Consider the following 18,860-nt stretch of genomic DNA (forward strand, 5'->3'; position numbering starts at 1 on the left):
ATTCCGCCGTTTGCAGTGTGCTCCTACTGGTTTAGCCCGGCCTCATGCCGGAGCAGGAACAGGATTTCCCCCTCGCCGATCACCCCGTCGCCGTCCACGTCGTTGCCCGGGCCGTTATAGGGAATTTCTGCAAAATCCGGGGCATTGTTGGCCAGGATTTGCAGGCCCAGGATGAGATCGTCCATTCCCAGGGTCCGGTCTCCGTTCAGGTCTCCAATCCCGAGCAGGGGATACGGGTCGTCCCCGTCCATTAAGCCGTCCTTGTCCGTGTCCGGATCTTCCGGCAGGGTTCCCGCTTCCTCCTCTTCCCAGTCCTGGAATCCGTCCATGTCCGCATCGCCGGTCAGGTCGATATTGATGAGCACGGAGGCCTGGTTGCTGGTGTGGGTCCCGTCGCTGACCGTGTATTTGAACACGTCCTGGGGGGCCGCCGTTCCGTCCTGCTGGTAGGTGAAGGTTCCGTCCATGTTCAGGGTGACGGAGCCGTGCAGCGGGGGAACCGTCAGGGTGACTGTAAGGGGCGCCCCTTCCGGGTCCACGTCGTTATGAAGCACGGAGGTCCAATACGTGTTGACAATGGATGTTGTCCCTTTCCATTCCACCGAGCAGGTATCCGCGTAGGCCTTGGGCGCTTCGTTGGGAACGGCGACGGTCAAGTTCACCTTGGCGGTGGCCGTTTTACCAAGGTGGGAGGCTGTGTAGCTGAAATAGTCGGTTCCCGTATAACCGGCTGTGGGCGTGTAGGTCACGGTTTCCCCGTCCGTCACGGCCTGACCGTGCTTGGGCGAGGTTGTCCCGGTGATGGTTGGGACGCCGCTGCTGTAATAGATGTCATTGGCCAGCACGTCCACGGTCACCGGCTGGTTGGGCGGGGTTTGAGCCGTGTCGTTGTGCAGTTCCATGGGCAGGTTGGCCAGGGGGTCGATGACCGCGCCAAGGATGACGTTGTCGATCACCCCGTCCCCGTCCGAGTCTCTGGACAGGAGGTTCATGCCAGCAATAAACTCCTCGGCGTCCAGGTAGGGGTCGCTGTCCGTGTTGGAATGCAGCGGGTTGCTTCCCAGGTCCACCTCCTGTTTGTCGGTCAGGCAGTCGTGGTCTGTGTCCGGGTCCCTGGGGTCTGTGCCTGCGGCGTATTCCTGGGCGTCGGTCAGGCCGTCCTGGTCCGTGTCCTTCATGGTGGGATCGCAGGAGGCCACATAGGATTGATCGCCCTGGTTGTCGTGATAGGCCACGGGCCAGCCGATATACTCGTTCAAGTCAATAAGTCCGTCGGCGTCCTTGTCGTCCCCCGTGGCGAGCCAACCGGATCCGCCCGTGGTGTTGACGACGGCCACGATGGGCATGTCCTCATCAGCCGGCATGGTTTCGTAGTCATCCCAATAATTGAAATAACGGATGAAAGTCACCCCGGAGCCGGAAGCGATAAAATCAATGCATCTTTTTCCCCCTTGATAGAAACCTTCCTGAACCCCGGTGAGGTCGGACTTGATGCCGTCGGTGTAGCTGGCGATTGTGTTCAGGGCCCGGATCTCAATGCTGGGCCGATACCATGCGAACAAAGTCAGAAAGGCCGAATCCGGCCGTATGCTGGAAACAATGCGGGAAGGGAACTCCACGTTTCCCACGGTTCCTGTAAAACTCACCAAGGGGGGGCCAATGGGCCGGTTGATATCCTGCTCGTCAAAATCGGAAATGCCGTCTCCGTCGGTATCCCTGCTATGGGGGTTGGTCCTGTATAGGGCTTCCCAGTCGTCGGGAAGCCCGTCTCCGTCCGTATCCATTTTTGTGGGGTCGGAATAAACATGCATGGGGATTGTAGCGTCCCCCAGGGGGATGGTAATATTCCATCCTTGGATTTCATAAATATCCAGGAGCCAGTCCCCGTCCGATTCGTGCCCGAATTCGTTCTTGGCATTGGTTCCCAGCACCACTTCCACGCCGTCCGGGACGCCGTCCCTGTCCCCCTCACGTTCATTCGTATAGGTCAGGGAAACCTCTCTTTCGTAGGGATCGGCCAGTCCGTCCACGTCCGAATCCCACATATGCGGGCTGCAGGAATAGCAAATATTGCCGTTGGAATCCAATTCCACATCCGGCACGCCGTCCCCGTCCTGGTCCACGTCCAGGTAGCCGTCCCCGTCCGTATCCAGGGGGGTGATGACGGTCCAGCCAAGGAACTGTTCCAGGTTTTTGGGCAGCACGTCAAAATAAATGGTGGAAGGCTCGGAGTACACCGTTCCCGAAGAGCTGTGGACGTCGCAACCGGAGGAGCATTCCTCGTAGTAGGCCTTGTAGTCGGAATTCAGATAGACGGTAAACTTATAGTTGTTGGAAGGCATTTGGGCGGGGGGTTCAATCCAGACGCCGACCTTCCAGATGCGCATAAAATAGTAGTTGTCGTAGTCCCAGTATTCATCCTCTATGGTTTCCCAATGGTCCCCGTAGGCTGCAATTCCGGGCGCCAGTTCGTAATAGGGCTTGACGTAGCTGCTTTCCCAGTAATCCGTGTATCCAGGGCCGTAACGGTATACATATTCCTGAAAACGGGACGTGATTTCAATTTTGTCCCCCACGTCCAGGCCATTGCCGTCCAGATCTGTAATATTGACCGCGCTGTCAATCAGCTCCAGTTCCACTTTGCTTAGCTCAGACTTGGTCACAAAGAAACCCACAATGTCTTCCATCAGGGCCTGGGACCACCCGGTTCCCGAGACCCATCCCATGATGAGGTCGGACAATGCCACCAGGCCGGATATGATCCCCCCCACAATGGGAATGCACGACAAAGCCCAAAGCCCAATGGCGTAGGCTGTCATGAGCGTGGCGAACATGGCGCCGGAAAAGATGCCCAGCCTGGACCATCCGTGGGAGGAGGCGATCTGAAAAAAGGCGTAAAAAGCCACCCCGGCCGTCACCACCCAGCCCATGGCGCCTGCCCCCTTGATCACCCGGTCCATCTTGCTCACCGTGCCCACCTTGGCCTGGGACACAGAAGCGAACATGATCTTGAAGTTTTTCAGCATGGACATGGAACGAAACCCGGCCCGGAGTATTTTGGCGGCCTTGTAGGAGCCTCGCACGCCCACCGCGATCCTGCCGACAGCCGCCATGCTCCTTCCCCCTTCCACCAGTTGGCGCATGACCTTGCTGGTTTCCGGGGGCTCCGGGTCCATGTCCTCGTCCATCCGGCTCATGGCCGACTCCCCGGCGTTCCAGGCCATGACCATGTCCGTAAGGTTGCTTTTCTCCTCCCCGGTCATGCCGGAGGCTTGGGCGTACACGTATGCCGCTCCCGCCACTTCGTCCAGTCCCAGTTCGGCCTGCGTGGTGGTGTCGTACCAGGGGGTTACAATGCGTTTGCCTGTGCTCACCGGGGCTTTGGCCATATCCACCACAAAGGTATTGCCATGGTACCGGTTTTCAGGGGCCGTTTCGCTCATTTCCACGCTGGCTGACTGGTCTTCGAAGGCGCAGATCACAGGCGTTACGATGTCGGGCGGCAGGGCGCCCAGAGCTGCGGGTATCATGGCGCCTGACAAGGCGGCCATGGCCTCGTCCTGATGCCCGAAATTCCGGACGTCCGAATTCACCGAGATTCCCAGCGAGCCCAGGCGGCCCGGCTCCTGGGAAAGGGAGGTCTGGCCTCGCAGGAACTCGTAGCCCAGTTGGGTGTTGGCCAACAAAACCTGGCCCTGGTCGTCCCCGTAGAAGAGGCCAACCGTCGAGCCGTGGTTTTCTTCCACGGTGAATCCGGTCAGGACGGCGTCTTCCGCATATTTGGCCAGGTTGATGGGAGCGTTTCCCATGGAATTACTGAAACTGCTCTGAAGGCGCGCCAGGAAGCGATTCGAGGTTCCGCTGGTGCTGTCAATGGCCCCCAACATCAGGTCCGGGGTTCCGTCCAGGTCCACATCGCCGGCCGCAATGCCCCCCCCGGCGGTCAACCCGCTGAAGTAAGGCCCTCCCGATACCCCGCTCCAGGATTCCGGAGTTCCCGCGCTGTCCAGGTTCCATCCCACCCGGAAGAACATGCGGTCGGCCCCTTCCTGCTCCTGGATTCCCATGAGAACCAGATCCAATTCCCCGTTGCTGTCCAGATCCACCAACTCCGCACCCGCGCCAATCGTGTTGGTGATGACGCCCGGAGCGGTCATCATGCCGCTCCAGGAGGAAGGCTGCCCGCTGGATGAACCCACGTCCCAACCGATGTAATAGTTGAAGTCCCTGTCCGGGCTGTCCGCGTCGATGGCGGTGAATAAAAAGTCGCGGGATCCATTATCATTGATGTCTCCTGTAGCGATCCCGGCGCCGACGTTTTCGGCGCCCAGTTGTGGGGATTGGGTCAGGGCGCCCCACCCGGTCCACGGGTCCCCATTGGCGTCCAGGTTCCAGGCTATCTGGTAGCGGAAGGCGTTGGAGCCGCCGGGATTGTCCACGTACATGAGAATCATTTCCTGCATGCCATTGCCATCGAGGTCCGCCAGGGCCAGGTCCGCGCCCTGGATGGTCCAGGCGCCGCTGGGGATGGTTTTTTTTGCGCTCCATGACGAGGGATAGCCCTGGGCGTTCAGGTCCCACCCGATCTGGTAGGACAGGGAATCCTCAGCATCCGCGGCGTCCACGCCCATGAACACCAGGTCCGGAGCGCCGTTCCGGTTGATGTCGGCCAGGGCCAGGCCCCCGCCCATGCTGGCAGTGTCGCTGGAGTAGTAAGAGGGGGCGGAGAAGGGATTGCCCGGGGCCACCATGCCTTGGTCGGTCTTTCCCGTGACCATCCAGATAAGCCGGGCGTTCAGGTCGATGTCCCGGGCAGAGCCCGTGGCGGGATAGAAAATCCGCCCGTTAAATGCCGAGGGCGAACCAAAATGGTCCGTGGTATAGAGGGGAATGTAGGCCTTTCCATCCACCACGTAGATTCCGTATTTGTCCAGGTCCCCGGTGGAGGGCAGATGGTTGGCAGTCACCTCCAGGGCCGGGGTGATGCACACGTCCTCCTTGGTGTTGTCCCGGTCCTGCATGGTGCCCTTGTCGTCCCCGTCTTCCCAGTCAAAATACTGAAAGGGCAGGCGCAGCCTGTCCGGGTCCCTGGGGCGCACCTGAATATTGATATAGGTGGGCTTCCCGGTGGAGTGGATCCTGAAATGATATTCCGGCTTGGCAATGGTGCAGGCAAAGGGGGAAAGGTCCAGGGGGTCGTACACCCCGTCGTTGTCGTTGTCCCCGTCCCACGCATTGGGGATGCCGTCGCCGTCCGTGTCCAGGCCGCCTCCGCCATGGACTTCCAGATAGTCGGAAAGCCCGTCGGCATTGGAATCCGGCTTCAAGGGATTCAACCCATTTTCTGCCTCATAATAGTCGGTGAGGCGGTCGAAATCCGAATCGCTCGACTCCGGATCGGTCCCCAGCATCTTCTCCAGCCTGTCCGGCAGGCCGTCTCCATCCGTGTCCGCAGTTTCCGGACAGGCGGCCAACAGTTTGGAGAAGTCCATAACATAGGGCTTTTGAAAAACAAAATACAGGGATTCCTTTTGGGGGACATACTGCAGTTCGGCCAAGGCCCATTGGGGAAAAATTCCCATGGACGCGAATACGGCAACCAAGGTTGCCGCAGTCCAGCTGAAGACGCAAGAACGCCTGCTCTGCATTATCATGGCGGTTTCCTTTCAGGTCGCCTGATGAACGGGGGCCCGACTCTCAAGAAACTGAAAATTTGGGCGATGTGAATAGGAAGTGTTTGATTATCCTGATGCGAGAAGCGAAAGTCAAGGACGGTTTTGCAAGGGGGGGGGCAAAAGGCCGGTCCTATAGAAAAAGCCCGCTCTAATTGCATGATAAAATCAATATTGGATGGTGGTATTCCATATTGGAAGGCGCCCAGCCGGGCATGACATGGGTGAACAAAGTTTATCCGGCCCCTCCCCGGCCAGGGAAAAGGAATGACCATCACCCCCAAGGCGCTTCGCCTGCGGCGGCGCCCTATCCGGAAACCTGATTAACGCCGGCGTGGCGGCTGCGGTACATGAGCTCGTCGGCGCGGGCCAGAAGGGTTTCCACGGTGTCGTTGGGTTGGGCGATGACGCCTCCGATGGAATTGGTCACGCTTACGGCCTTGCCCCGGTCCAGAGGATCCAGATGAACCTTGGTGTTGGCGGTCAGCCTTTCCACTTTTTGGGCCACCCTGGCCAGGGTCTGCTTGTCCACGTTGGCCAGGATGATGAGGAATTCGTCGTCCCCCCACCGGGAGATGAAGTCCGAGGTGCGCAGATTGCCTTCCAGGGTCCTTGCGATGGCTTTCAAAACCTGGTCCCCCACGGGCCTGCCGTACAGGGTGTTCACCTGCTTCAGGTCGTTCACATCGCAAAACAGGATGCCGAAGGGCCAGCCGTAGCGGGAAAACTCATTCAACTTGGCGGCCAGACGGATCTCGGCCATTTTCCGGTTGGCCAGGTTGGTCAGGGAGTCCACCAGAGAGAGGCGGCGCAGCTTGTCGGCCTTATCTTTCTCGCACATGAGCGGGGTGGTGTCGTGAAAGACTTCCACGGCGCCCACAATGGCCCCGCTCCGGTCCCTGAAGGGAATGAACCGGGCCACCGCCGGAACCAGGTGGCCGTCCTTGTGGTGATAGGACACGGCCACTTCCCGGGCCTTGCCGTCCTGCATGGTCTTTTGGGCGGGGCACGATCCGGTCCCGCACAGGTTATGCCCCCAGCGGTCCACGTGCATGATGATGTTGTCGGAGCAGGTCTTGCCGGTCACTTCCTCGGCCCGGTATCCGGTGAGCTTCTCCGCCCCGGAATTCCAGTAGGTGATGACGCGATCGGGGGTTACGAAATAAACCCCTTCCAGCATTTTATCCAGCAGGCTTTTGTAGAAATCAACGGTGTCGGTCAGGTCGGCTTTTTTGAACAGGTGCATGAAAAGAACTCTCCCCCCAGAGGTTTGGGAGCATCCTACCCTTTTTGCTGGAGTTTTACAAGGAAAAGAAAGGAGGACGCCCTTAATTTCAACTACTGTTCAATTTATTCTAAAAAGCCGCCGCCCTTTCTTAGGATGACTGATTTTTCCAGGGGGCGGATGATTTGGGTAGGGGCGTTTTTCATATTTCACTTATTATACTTATTTTAGAATTTATAATATTATAATTATGCCCCTTAGAAATATATTTATTTATAATTATGAATAATTAATAGTAATTATAGATAAATTGCAGGGAAATTTTATGTGGGAAGGCCCAAAAAAATTTCTTGACTTAAATAAAAAAACTATAATAAATGTAAATTAACGAGCCTGCACTACCACAAGGAGGCCGACCATGGAAGACATACTCACGGTTTTCAAAGCCAGCCAAATCTGCAACGTTTCCCCCAAAACCATCATCAACTGGATCGAATCCGGCCACATTCCAGCCTACAAGACCGTGGGCGGACACCGGCGCATCAAAAAGGACGACCTTGAAGCCTTCATGCGCAAGCAGGGCATTCCCATTCCCGACACCGAGCCTGAAGACGTCAAAAAGCGCATCCTGGTGGTGGACGACGACCCCATTATTGTGGAAACCATTGTCCAGGCTCTGGAAGAAGACGCCTTCGACTACGAGGTCATTTCCGCTTCCGACGGGTTCGAGGCCGGGTTGCAGGTCAACCATTTCAAGCCTCATCTGCTCATTCTGGACATCATGATGCCCGACATCAAGGGTTACGAAGTCTGCCGAAAAATCAAAACCGGCGAGGAAACCAAAGACACCAAGATCATTGTTCTGTCCGCGTATCTGGACGAGGAAAAATTCGCCAAGATGAAGGAATACGGCGCGGACGTCTGCTTTTCCAAACCCTTGCCCCTGGCTCAGCTTAAGGGGGAGGTGGCCCGCCTGCTCGGGCTTGAGGAATAATCCGCCGCCGGCGTCTCCCGGAAAAACCGGACGCCGGAGCGAACTTCGGCCGCCCCCAAGGCCGGAAGGAGGCAGGCATGAAACTCAAGGAAGCATTGGACAAAAAACTCTTTGTGGTCACCTCGGAAGTTCAGGCCCCGTTTGACGAAAATCCCCAGGAGCTTCTGGACAACCTCAAGCAGATTCGCGGCCGGGTGGACGGGGTTTCCATTGCGGAATCCGACATCCAGGGCATTGTGGGCGACACGGTCAAAACCTGCGAAATCCTGAACGAAAACCGCTTTGACGCCATTTATCAGACCACAACCCGGGATAAAAACCGCATTCAGCTCCAAAAGGACCTCCTCACCGCCCATGACGCCGGAGTGGAAAACCTCCTGGTCTTCACCGAGGATTACCGCATTACCGGAGACAGCCTCCAGGAAATGATGTTCTTCCACGTGGATGCGGGCAAGCTGGATTCCGTGCTCAAATCCATGCGGGAAGGCCACAGCGTGGAAGGCAAGCCCCTGGACAAGCGGGCGGAATTCCTGCTGGGCTCGGGCGTGGAGTCGGGCTGGGGCAGAAACGTCCCGGAGCTGGAGCTCAAGGAAATGGAGCAAATGACAGGCGTGGGCGCCGGATACTTTCTCACGACTCCTGTGTTCGATCTGGACCTCTTCGAAAAATTCCTCAAACAGGCCAACACCTTCGGCGTACCGGTCATCGCCGAACTCATGATCCTGCGCACCGCGGGCATGGCCCGCTTCCTCAACCGCCATATTCGCTCGGGCCTGGTGCCGGACTGGGTCATCAAAAAGCTGGCGCAAGCCCCGGACAAGCAAAAAGCAAGCATAGAACTTTTCGCCGATCTGGCCAAGGGCCTCAAAGACCTGTGCGACGGTGTGCACATCATCAGCATCGGCGGAACCGACAAACTCAAGCATTACCTGGACGCCGCCAAACTGCGTTAGGCGGGTCCTTAAAATAACACTCACGCTTCCGCATCATGTTTCCTGATCCTTCAGGCGGCGGCCGCAGAGGCCTCCGGTCATGGAAAGGAGTGAGTCTTGAGAAACGTCACACTCGCCATCAACGGGAAAACCGTGCGATGCTCCTCGGAAACCTCCCTCCTGGACGCCTGCACCGCCCAGGGCGTTGACATCCCCACCTTATGCCATCATCCCCAGCTAAAGCCGTTTGGGGCGTGCAGGCTCTGCATCGTGGAGGACGCCAAAAGCGGACGGATTTTCGCCTCGTGCGTTACGCCCGTTTCCCAGGACATGGAAATCCAAACCCACTCGGAACGGGTCGTGCGGCATCGCCGGAACATCATCCGGCTGATCATGGCCGAGCATCCCGAGTCCTGCCTGGTCTGCTCCAAGGGCAATCACTGCGACCTTCGCAAGATCGCCGCCCAACTGGGCGTTGGCCAGACCGGCCTTTACCCCATGCACAACTACAAGGGCATCGAGCAGGCCAATCCTTTTATTATAAGAGACTTGACCAAATGCATCCTGTGCGGCAAGTGCATAAGGGCCGACCACGAACTTGTTTGCGCCGGCGCCATCGACTACAACCACCGGGGTTTCGACGCCCGGCCCGCGACCCTGTTCGAACAGCCTTTGGAAAAATCCGAATGCACCTTTTGCGGAACCTGCGTTTCCCTCTGTCCCACCGGCGCCCTGACCATGAAAAACGTCCGCTACGTGGGAACTCCCCAAAAGGAGCATGAGTCCATCTGCGGCTTCTGCGCCGCGGGCTGCGCCGTCAGCCTGGGCGTTACGGACGGGCAGGTCGTGGAAGTAACGCCCTCCCCCAGAACGGACACGGTCAACGGAGTGACCTTGTGCGTGCGGGGCCACTTCGCCCACGATTTTCTACAATCCGAACATCGCCTGACCTCGCCCATGGTCAAAAAGGACGGGGAATGGACGGAGATTTCCTGGACGGAAGCCATTGAAATTCTCAGCGAAAAGCTCCTGTCCGTCAAAAAGGAGCACGGCCCCCGAACCATCGGTTTTATGGGCTCCTCCAAATGCACCAACGAGGAAAACTACCTGTTCCAGAAAATCGCCCGCTCCCTATTGGAAACCAACAACATCGACAGCGGCGGCCATCTTTTCGGCCTTCCCCTGGCGGCTCAATTGGACCAAAGGCTTGGAGGCCGATTCCGCGCCCGCCCCTTAAAAGGCCTGGAGCAGGCCGAGGCGATCTTTGTGATTGGCGCCAACCCGGGAAACTCCGTGCCCGTGGCCGGATACCACATCAAAAGGGCGGCGCAAAACGGAACCCCGCTCATAGTCGCAGACCCATTGCCGACGGACCTCAACCGCTTCGCCAACCTGCGCCTCCCCGTCGCTCCCGGCAGGGATTTGGATATGGTCAACGCCATATCCGCCCTGTTGCTGGAGAAAAAGGCTTACGATGCAACCTACACCGCCGAGAACACCACGGGCTTTTCCTTTTTCAGGACCGGGCTCAGCTCCATCAGCTTTGAAAGAGCCGCCAAGACCACCGGGCTGAAGCTGGAGAAACTGGAGCAGGCCGCCGAGATGATTTCCGGCAAGAAAATCGCCTTTGTCGTCGGCCAGGGAGTGCTCCAGCAGCCTAAAGGACAGGAAACCCTGGACGCGGTCGTCAATCTGGCTTTGATTACCGGAAGCCTGGATAAGGGCGCCTCCGGCATCTATATTTTACATCGCGAAAACAACCAATTAGGCGCGCTCGACATGGGCTGTGCGCCGGACGGCCTACCCGGCCGTTCTTCCCTCTCTGACGAAAAAGCCCGCAAAACCTGGGCAAGCGCCTGGGGATCCAAAATGTCGCCGGATCCCGGGCTCTCCCTGGTGCAAATGATTCGCGAGGCTGACAAGGGCAACTTAAAGGCCCTGTATATCATGGGGGAAAATCCGGCGCGCAGCCTTCCTGATCCCGGCTTTGTAAAGGCTGCGTTGGAAAAGGTGGATTTCCTGGCGGTTCAGGACATCCTCATGACCGAAACCGCCCAACTGGCCGACATGATTCTCCCGGGCGCGGTCTTCGCCGAAAAGGCAGGCTCCTTCACCAACATGGAAGGCCGCGTCCAATCCTTTAAACCCGCCCTGCCCCTGCCCGGCGCCGCCCGGCCGGATTGGGAAATCCTGGCCATGCTCGCCCAAAAGCTGGGCATGGACGCCCGGTATTCGGATGTCAGGGACATTCAAAAGGAAATCGCCCGGTTGATTCCATCCTACGGGGAGCAATACCTAACTTCCCCGGTTTCGTGGGTGAAAGACGCCTTCCAGGACGATCAACCCATGGCCTTCACCACACCCGTGTGCTGGGACGGCGAAAAGCCTCCGGCGGGCTTTGATTTTACGGCTATTGCAGGTTCAATCCGTTTGCACCTGGGTTCCGGCACGCGAACCGGCCAGTCCTCCCGGATCATTGCCTGGGACGGCCGGGCCTCCATTGAGATGTCCCCCACGGACGCAGCGAGTTTAGGCATAGAAAACGGGGACGCCGTCAGGGTGGTATCGCAAACGGGAAGCATGCAAGGAACCGCCAAGCTGGTTTTCGGATTTCCCGAAGGCCTGTTGCGAACGCCGGCGGGCGCGGCCGGCCATTCCCTGGCGGGCTTATTGGATATTTCACAGACGCCCGGCGCGGTTTATTCCGGGTGTAAATCCTTTCCGGTGAATGTGGAGAAAAGCAATGAAACCTAAAGAAATCGACATGGTCAAACTGCGAGGCATCATCGGAGAATACAAAGACGTCAAATGGGGGCTCATCCCCCTGCTCCAGGCCGTGCAGGAGGAATTCGGCTACGTGCCTCCCGAGTCCATTGAACCGATCGCCGAGGCATTGAACATCCCGCCTTCCGAAGTGCAGGGCGTGGTGACCTTTTACGCGGGATTCAGCCTCAAGCCCAAAGGTAAGTACGTCTTGAGGGTGTGCCGGGGCACGGCCTGCCACGTCAAGGGCGGCCAAAGCATTTTGTCCAGCGTAAAAAAACACCTGCATCTGGAGGAAGGGGAAACCAGCGAGGACTTTCAGTTCAGCCTGGAAACCGTGGCATGCCTGGGGGCCTGCTTTGTGGCGCCTGCCATGATGGTCAACCGGACCTATTTCGGCAAGCTGTCCCCGGACAAGGTCAATAACGTTATCGGACAATACGAAAAAACCGAGGGGGATGGGTAATGAATAAACTCACTTCCATCGGGCAGATGGAATGGCTCCGAAACAAGACGCAGGCCGCCCTAAGCCAGGCCCGGAACGTCATCCATGTTTGCATGACCGGATGCCGGGCGTACGGGGCCGCCGAGGTTCTCCAGTCGCTCCAGGACGAGGTCAAACGCCAGGGCATGGAAAAGGAAGTGGAGGTGCGCTCCACCGGCTGCCACGGCTTTTGCGCTCGGGCGCCGGTCATCGCCCTGGATCCCCTGGGAGTCCAATACCAGGAAGTCGGCCCCGAGGATGCGGCGGAGATCATCGACCTAACTATCAAGCAAAACAGGCTTATCGACCGCTTGGCGTACAAGGAGCCAAAAACCAACAAGCCCATTTATTACCGGGACCAGATACCCTTTTACATGAAGCAGGAGCGCCGGGTTCTGGCCCTGTGCGGCAGGATCGACCCCACCAGCATCGAGCATTATATAGCGGCCGGGGGGTATCAGGCATTGGTTCGGGTTCTTTCCGGCATGGCGCCCGAACAGGTCGCCCAAGAGGTTATTGACGCCAAGCTGCGCGGCCGGGGCGGGGCCGGATTTCCCGCCGGATTGAAATGGAAATTCGCCCGCCAGTCTTCCGCCAATCCCAAGTACATCATTTGCAACGCGGACGAAGGCGATCCGGGCGCGTTCATGGATCGGGCCATTTTGGAAGGCGATCCCCATTCGGTGATCGAAGGCATGATCATCGGCGCATACGCCATGGGCGCCCGCTACGGATTCATTTACGTGCGGGAGGAATATCCCATAGCCGTGGAGCATTTGAACTGCGCCATCGCCCAGGCCCGGGAGCTTGGCCTTTTAGGAGAATACATCCTGGGGACCGGTTTTTCCTTTGATCTTTCCCTGAAAATGGGGGCGGGCGCCTTTGTATGCGGCGAGGAAACCGCGCTCATGGCGTCCATCGAAGGAAAGCGGGGCATGCCCCGGGCCAGGCCGCCCTTCCCCGCCCAATCCGGCGTGGACGGCAAGCCGTCCAACATCAACAATGTGGAAACCTTCGCCAACGTGCCGTTGATCCTGAAAAACGGAGCGGGCTGGTACGCCCAGGTGGGCACGGAAAACAGCAAGGGCACCAAAATTTTCTCCCTGGCCGGCAAGGTAAACAACACGGGCCTCGTGGAAGTGCCCATAGGAACCAGCATCCGCGAGGTGGTGTTTGACATCGGCGGCGGCATACCCAAAGGCCGGAAATTTAAGGCCGTGCAAATGGGCGGCCCGTCAGGCGGCTGCGTTCCCGCGCAATTTTTGAACCTGTCCATCGATTACGACACCCTGCAGAAAATCGGCGCCATCATGGGCTCCGGCGGCATGGTGGTCATGGACGAGAACAACTGCATGGTGGAAATCGCCCGGTTCTTCCTGGCATTCACCCAGTCCGAGTCCTGCGGCAAATGCTCACCCTGCCGGCTGGGAACCACCCAGCTTTTGGAAATCCTCAACCGCATTACCACGGGCCGGGGCAAATTGGAGGATATCGAAACCATCAAGGAAATCGGCCGGACCATGACCGAGGCCTCCCTGTGCGGCCTGGGCCAGAACTGCGCCAAGCCCGCCATATCCACGCTCCAGTATTTCCTCAAGGAATACGAGGACCACATCCTGGAAAACCGGTGCGCAGGCGCGGTCTGCAAATCCATGGTGATTTCCGCCTGCCAGCACGCCTGCCCGGCGGGCATTGACGTGCCCAATTACGTGGCGGCCATCGCCCGGGGCAGGTTCCAGGACGCCGTGGACATCATCCGGGAACGCAACCCCTTCCCGGCCGTGTGCGGCCGCATTTGCATCCATCCGTGCGAGTTTAAGTGCCGCCGGGGGGAGCTGGACGAACCCGTGGCCATCCGGTTGTTAAAACGCTTCGCCACGGACTGGTATTTTGACAACATGGGCGTTGAAGCCGAGCCCTTCCCGGTCACCCGGGAGGAAAAAGTGGCGGTGGTCGGCGCCGGACCGGCCGGACTTACCTGCGCATACTTCCTGGCGGAAATGGGGTACAAAGCCACGGTATTCGAAGCTGCGCCCAAAGGCGGCGGCATGCTGGGGATCACCGTGCCCGAATTCCGCCTGCCCAGGCATGTCATTGAGCAGGAAATCCAATACATCCGGAACAAGGGCGTTGAAATTCAATACAACTCGCCCATCGACGCCAACCATACGGTCAACGATCTCATGGCCTCGGGCTTTAAGGCCGTGTTCATCGCGGCGGGCGCCCAGGCCAGCAAAACCATCGGCATCCCCGGCGAGGAAGATGGCCTGGACGGCTTGTTCTACGGACTGCAGTTCCTGACCCAGGTCAAAGGGGAAAACCCTGTGTCCTTGTCAGGCAGGGCGGTGGTGATCGGCGGCGGCAACGTGGCCATTGACGTGGCCCGCACCGCGCTCAGGGTGGGAGCCTCCGACGTGCAGGTGTTCTGCCTGGAATCCTTTGACCAGATGCCCGCCTGGGACAAAGAGGTGGACGAGGCCATGGAGGAAGGGATTGTGATCAATCCCAGCTGGAGCCCGCGCCTGATAGTCAGCGAAGCCGGAAAGGTGCAGGGCGTGGAATTCTCCCGGTGCGATTCGGTTTTTGACGATGACGGAAAGTTCAACCCCACCTGCGACGACTCCACAATTCGCATGGTGGAGGCGGAGAACGTCATCATCTCCATCGGCCAGGCGGCGGACATGTCCTTCCTTTCCCAGGACGAGCAGTTGGAGCGGGCCTTGTGGGGAACCCTGGCCGTGGACGAAAACAGGCTGGCCACCAACATCCCCGGCATCTTTGCCGGCGGAGACTTTACCACCGGCCCCACCTTTGTCATCCGGGCCATTTCCTCCGGCCGCAGGGCCGCCATAGCCATAGACAAGTACCTTTCCGGCGACGAGGGCCGGGTTCATACTCCGGACCGGAAGACCAGGTTGATACAGGACGCAGGCCTTGCCCTGGAGGACGAAGAAGGCGGCAAGGAGGCGCCCCGCGTCAAAGTCGCCTTGGAGGATACGCAGGAAAGGGCGCATGATTTCAGGGAAATCGAAAAGGGATTCACCCGAGAGCAAGCGTTGCGGGAAGCCGTTCGCTGCCTTAGGTGCGACCTTGAAAGAGAGGAGGAAGCCTCATGATCCGTTCCATTACGCGAAAAAAACCCGACGAGGAACTGGACAGGCTGCTTGAAAACCAGGACAGGGTGTTCATTTTCGGCTGCGGAACCTGCACCACCCTCACCAACACAGGCGGCGCGGAGCAGGTGCAGGCCATGCAGGAGTATCTGGCTTCCAAAGGCAAACTGGTGACCGGATCCACGGTCCTGCCCGTGGCCTGCGATAACCTGACCCACGAGGGCCTCCGGGCGTTTTCCGGCCAGATTAACCAGGCCAGCGCCCTGGTTATCATGTCTTGCGCTTTCGGCGTCCAGAACATCGCCAGCCAGTTGCAAAAAATGGTGATCCCGGCCCTGGACACTCTGTTCATCGGCAAGGAAACGGGCGTGGGCCAGTTCAACGAAGTGTGCACCCAGTGCGGAACCTGCGTGCTGGGGGAAACCGGCGGCATCTGCCCGGTTACGGCCTGCCACAAAGGGCTGATCAACGGCCCGTGCGGCGGCACCAACAACGGCAAATGCGAAATCGATAAAAACAAGGATTGCGCCTGGACATTGATCTACAATCGCCTGGCCGAGATCGGGCAGTTGGACCTGATGAAACGGTTCCAGCCCCCCCGGAATCACCAGGGCGAACCGTCTCCGGGCAAGATTCTGCTGGAAGGATAAGGCAGGCAGTCCTTTGATTTTTCAAACCTGATGAAAAAGGAGTCCGCTCATGGCGTCCAAATTCAAACAGGCATTGGACCAGGGTAAATTTGTGGTCACCAGCGAGGTTGCACCGCCCAAAGGCGTGAACCTTGAAAAAATGGCCCACCATATTGAATTGCTCAAGGACAAGGTGGACGCCATGAACGTGACGGATCATCAGAGTTCGGTCATGCGCTTTCCCTCCCTGGGCGCGGCATTGATGGTCAAGGAAATGGGCGGAGAGCCCATTTTGCAAATGACCTGCCGGGACCGGAACCGTCTGGCGCTTCAGGCGGACCTTTTGTTCGCCCATCAGCGGGGCATCAATAACGTGCTGTGCCTGACAGGAGACTCCGTGGTTTTGGGCGATCACAAAACCGCCAAAGGCGTGTTCGACCTGGATTCCAGCCAGTTGGTCGCGGCGGTGCGTAAGCTGGAAAAAGGCAAGGACATGGCCGGGAACGAACTGGACGGCGCCGTATCCTTTTGCGCAGGCGCCATTGTCACGCCCGAGGCCAACCCCATCCAGCCCCAATTGATCAAGTTCGAGAAAAAGATCGAAGCCGGGGCGGAGTTCATCCAGACCCAGGCGGTCTACGACCTGGAAAACTTCAAGAACTTCATGGAGTACGCCCGCCAGTTCCCGGTGAAGGTGCTGGCAGGAATCATCCTCCTCACCTCCGCGCCCATGGCCCGGTTCATGAACAAAAACGTGGCCGGGGTGACCGTACCCCAGGAGTTCATCGACGAAATGGCCTCGGCCCCCAAGGGCGGCGCCATTAAAAAAGGCATTGAGATAGCCGGCCGCCAGATCAAACAAATCGTGGAGGAAAACATCTGCGACGGCGTGCACATCATGGCCATCGGCAAGGAGGAGCTTGTGCCGGACATCATGGCCGCCGGAGGCTTGCTCTAAGATTCCATAACAACGATTCAAAGACTCGCGCCGCAACAGGGATTTGTCCCTGATGCGGCGTCTTGCTTTGCAGACCTCTCCATGATACATTTTGGCCGGAACGCAGAGGGGCGAGGCGTTCCGGCAATCCAAACCGCGGGGGCGGCTGATCCAAAGCAACGCAGTGCAAAAGGAGCGGGTTCTATGCGAGGAGCAGGAGGAACGAGCGGAGGGACGGGCAGATTTGTCCTTGGGCTGATCATGATTGTGGCCGGAGGATATTTGTTCCTGGATAACATTACGGTGCGCAGCGGGTTCGGCCTGGGATACGGACTTTATACATTCGGGCTGGGATCATGGAATATGCGCCTGACCAGCGGCATGGTCCTCATCCCCTTTATCTTTGGAATAGGCTACATTTTTTACAATTCGAAAAGCCTGATCGGCTGGGTTCTGGCCGGAGCGTCCCTGGTCATGCTGACAGTGGGCGTCATAACCAGCATCCACCTGACCATGAAGCACATGAGCGCCTTTGACATTTTAACGATCCTGGTGCTTTTATTCGGCGGCATTGGCATGTTTTTGAGCTCCCTGCGGGAGGCGAAATAGCCGCTGCGCTTTCCCAAAGAAATCATAACGCAAAAAAGGGGCCTGTTTCCAAGCCCCTTTTTTTATTTCATACGTTTTGGCTGATGCAATTTGCGTCCGGTTTATTGCCCGAAGATCTCCTTGGGCTTTGTGGTGTCGCCCGTGGCGTTGGGATAGTCTTTTGCCACATAGGCTTTTTCGCCGGTTTTAATCAGGTGGTTGGCTTCTTCCATAAAGTTGTTATAGCGTTTTTTGCATTCATAAAAGCCATGCCACCAAGCGTAGTCCGGGGCCATCATGGCCGTGCCCATGCGGGCTCTGCGGCCTTCATGATGCCACAATTCATAATACTCCACCTCAAGCCTTTCATCGAAAAACTTGGATTTGTCCAGCAGGCCTTTTTCGTAGAGTTCGTCCAGCTTGGCTTTGGCCGGTTTGAAGTACACGTCGTTGTATTCGCCGACCACGCCGTCCATTTTGGTGTAATGGTCTTCCACCCAGGCTTTCCCGTGGCATTGCATGCAGATTTCCTGCATTTTGCTCCGTTCCTCCTGCCAGTTGTTCTGGGCCGGGAAGGGTTTGAAATCCTGGGGGCGAACGGTCAACGGCGCCTGGAGCTCCCAAGACAGGCGTTCGGTGACGTCATGGGTGGTCATGACCGTCCCCGCGCCGGACATATGGCAGGAAGCGCAGGTGGGGCCGCGATAATCCACCCCGGGCGTCCAGGTTCCGGGAGAGGCGTTCCAGTTATAGTCGTCGCCGAACGCCGAATAAATATCCCCGTGCTTGGATTCCGTATAAATTTCGATTTGCGGATGGTCCGGACCCAGGTGGCATTGGCCGCAGGCCTCGGGCTTGCGGGCTTCCATGACAGAGAAGCGATGCCGGGTGTGGCAGCTTGTGCAGCTTCCCAGGCTGCCGTCCAGATTCACGCGCCCCACGCCCACATTAGGCCACGTGGAGGGATCCAGCTTGCCGTCCTTGATTTTAAGCACCGTGCCGTGGCAGTAGAGGCAGCCGGCCTGACGCTCCAGATCGGAATTCATGCCATTGTTCAGCCACGGATCGATTTTCCAGATGATTTCCGTGGTGTTTGCATGCTTGCTCTTGGAGTATTGCACCGCCTCGTCCGGATGGCAACGGGAGCAATCCTTGGGAGTGACCGCCGCAGCGACGGGAACGCGGTATTCCTTGCTGCCCCACGGGTTGTCCCCACGCTCGTATTGCTTATAATGAATTTGCGAGACGTCCGCGTCATGCTCCTCCGCCTGATGGCAGTCCAAACACGTTATGTTGGCGCTGGCATGCCTGCTGCCTGCCCAATCCGCAAACAGTCCCGGGTGTTCCGTCTTGTGGCATTGAAGGCAGGCCATGGCCTCTTTGGACATGCTCCGTTCGATCCTGAATTCCTTTGCCTTGGGCATGTTCGCCTGCTCGGCGGCCGTGACGGCGCCCCACGCCAAAACCAACAGCAAAACGCCCGCGAGTAAAACGAGCTTGGAAATTTTCCGGTTCATGACGCC

General features: G+C 58.2%; 11 protein-coding genes. 8 read left to right on the plus strand and 3 right to left on the minus strand.

The annotated features are described in order from the left end of the window. Nucleotides 1-23 precede the first annotated feature (23 nt). Nucleotides 24-5,654, minus strand: coding sequence for an Ig-like domain-containing protein (locus tag G491_RS0103535; RefSeq protein ID WP_169829381.1), 5,631 nt, complete (start codon nucleotides 5,652-5,654; stop codon nucleotides 24-26). A 325-nt stretch (nucleotides 5,655-5,979) separates the two neighbouring features. Then, nucleotides 5,980-6,918 carry a sensor domain-containing diguanylate cyclase gene (locus G491_RS0103550; protein WP_051327010.1) on the minus strand — a complete coding sequence of 313 codons (939 nt, stop codon included), beginning with the start codon at nucleotides 6,916-6,918 and terminating at the stop codon, nucleotides 5,980-5,982. 397 nt (nucleotides 6,919-7,315) lie between these two features. Between G491_RS0103550 and G491_RS0103555 the strand changes: the two genes are divergently transcribed. The 8 genes from G491_RS0103555 (at nucleotide 7,316) to G491_RS0103590 (ending at nucleotide 17,358) form a co-directional block, all read left to right on the plus strand. Continuing rightward, a complete protein-coding gene (locus tag G491_RS0103555; RefSeq protein ID WP_028313595.1) occupies nucleotides 7,316-7,891 on the plus strand; it encodes a response regulator in 576 nt (191 codons plus the stop codon). 77 nt (nucleotides 7,892-7,968) lie between these two features. After that, nucleotides 7,969-8,844 (plus strand): methylenetetrahydrofolate reductase, encoded by an 876-nt coding sequence (locus G491_RS0103560; RefSeq protein ID WP_028313596.1) that lies wholly within the window; start codon nucleotides 7,969-7,971, stop codon nucleotides 8,842-8,844. 96 nt (nucleotides 8,845-8,940) lie between these two features. After that, the gene (locus tag G491_RS29310) at nucleotides 8,941-11,577 is read left to right on the plus strand and encodes a molybdopterin-dependent oxidoreductase (protein WP_051327011.1); all 2,637 of its coding nucleotides are present in this window, start codon (nucleotides 8,941-8,943) and stop codon (nucleotides 11,575-11,577) included. After that, nucleotides 11,567-12,052: an NADH-quinone oxidoreductase subunit NuoE gene (gene nuoE / locus G491_RS0103570; protein WP_015947324.1), complete on the plus strand. Its 486-nt coding sequence runs from the start codon at nucleotides 11,567-11,569 to the stop codon at nucleotides 12,050-12,052. The genes G491_RS29310 and nuoE overlap by 11 nt, the downstream gene beginning before the upstream one ends. After that, nucleotides 12,052-15,186 carry an FAD-dependent oxidoreductase gene (locus G491_RS0103575; protein WP_028313598.1) on the plus strand — a complete coding sequence of 1,045 codons (3,135 nt, stop codon included), beginning with the start codon at nucleotides 12,052-12,054 and terminating at the stop codon, nucleotides 15,184-15,186. Before nuoE ends, G491_RS0103575 begins: the two co-directional genes overlap by 1 nt. Continuing rightward, on the plus strand, nucleotides 15,183-15,833 hold the full coding sequence (locus tag G491_RS0103580; RefSeq protein WP_028313599.1) for a methylenetetrahydrofolate reductase C-terminal domain-containing protein: 651 nt from the start codon (nucleotides 15,183-15,185) through the stop codon (nucleotides 15,831-15,833). The genes G491_RS0103575 and G491_RS0103580 overlap by 4 nt, the downstream gene beginning before the upstream one ends. Before the next feature lie 49 nt (nucleotides 15,834-15,882). Beyond that, entirely contained in the window at nucleotides 15,883-16,770 is an 888-nt protein-coding gene (locus tag G491_RS0103585) for a methylenetetrahydrofolate reductase (protein WP_028313600.1), read from the plus strand. A 183-nt stretch (nucleotides 16,771-16,953) separates the two neighbouring features. Then, nucleotides 16,954-17,358 carry a hypothetical protein gene (locus G491_RS0103590; protein WP_028313601.1) on the plus strand — a complete coding sequence of 135 codons (405 nt, stop codon included), beginning with the start codon at nucleotides 16,954-16,956 and terminating at the stop codon, nucleotides 17,356-17,358. A gap of 101 nt (nucleotides 17,359-17,459) precedes the next feature. Here the strand turns inward: G491_RS0103590 and G491_RS0103595 are convergent, their stop codons facing one another. Continuing rightward, nucleotides 17,460-18,854, minus strand: coding sequence for a multiheme c-type cytochrome (locus tag G491_RS0103595; protein ID WP_028313602.1), 1,395 nt, complete (start codon nucleotides 18,852-18,854; stop codon nucleotides 17,460-17,462). Between the last annotated feature and the right edge of the window lie 6 nt (nucleotides 18,855-18,860).

The sequence above is a fragment of the Desulfatibacillum aliphaticivorans DSM 15576 genome (assembly GCF_000429905.1).
GTDB lineage: Bacteria > Desulfobacterota > Desulfobacteria > Desulfobacterales > Desulfatibacillaceae > Desulfatibacillum > Desulfatibacillum aliphaticivorans.

What these genes read in the sequence shown, in the direction of transcription:
- G491_RS0103535 (WP_169829381.1), bottom strand. Translation starts at nt 5,654, where the DNA reads ATGATAATGCAGAGCAGGCGTTCTTGCGTCTTCAGCTGGACTGCGGCA.
- G491_RS0103550 (WP_051327010.1), bottom strand. Translation starts at nt 6,918, where the DNA reads ATGCACCTGTTCAAAAAAGCCGACCTGACCGACACCGTTGATTTCTAC.
- G491_RS0103555 (WP_028313595.1), top strand. Translation starts at nt 7,316, where the DNA reads ATGGAAGACATACTCACGGTTTTCAAAGCCAGCCAAATCTGCAACGTT.
- G491_RS0103560 (WP_028313596.1), top strand. Translation starts at nt 7,969, where the DNA reads ATGAAACTCAAGGAAGCATTGGACAAAAAACTCTTTGTGGTCACCTCG.
- nuoE (WP_015947324.1), top strand. Translation starts at nt 11,567, where the DNA reads ATGAAACCTAAAGAAATCGACATGGTCAAACTGCGAGGCATCATCGGA.
- G491_RS0103575 (WP_028313598.1), top strand. Translation starts at nt 12,052, where the DNA reads ATGAATAAACTCACTTCCATCGGGCAGATGGAATGGCTCCGAAACAAG.
- G491_RS0103580 (WP_028313599.1), top strand. Translation starts at nt 15,183, where the DNA reads ATGATCCGTTCCATTACGCGAAAAAAACCCGACGAGGAACTGGACAGG.
- G491_RS0103585 (WP_028313600.1), top strand. Translation starts at nt 15,883, where the DNA reads ATGGCGTCCAAATTCAAACAGGCATTGGACCAGGGTAAATTTGTGGTC.
- G491_RS0103590 (WP_028313601.1), top strand. Translation starts at nt 16,954, where the DNA reads ATGCGAGGAGCAGGAGGAACGAGCGGAGGGACGGGCAGATTTGTCCTT.
- G491_RS0103595 (WP_028313602.1), bottom strand. Translation starts at nt 18,854, where the DNA reads ATGAACCGGAAAATTTCCAAGCTCGTTTTACTCGCGGGCGTTTTGCTG.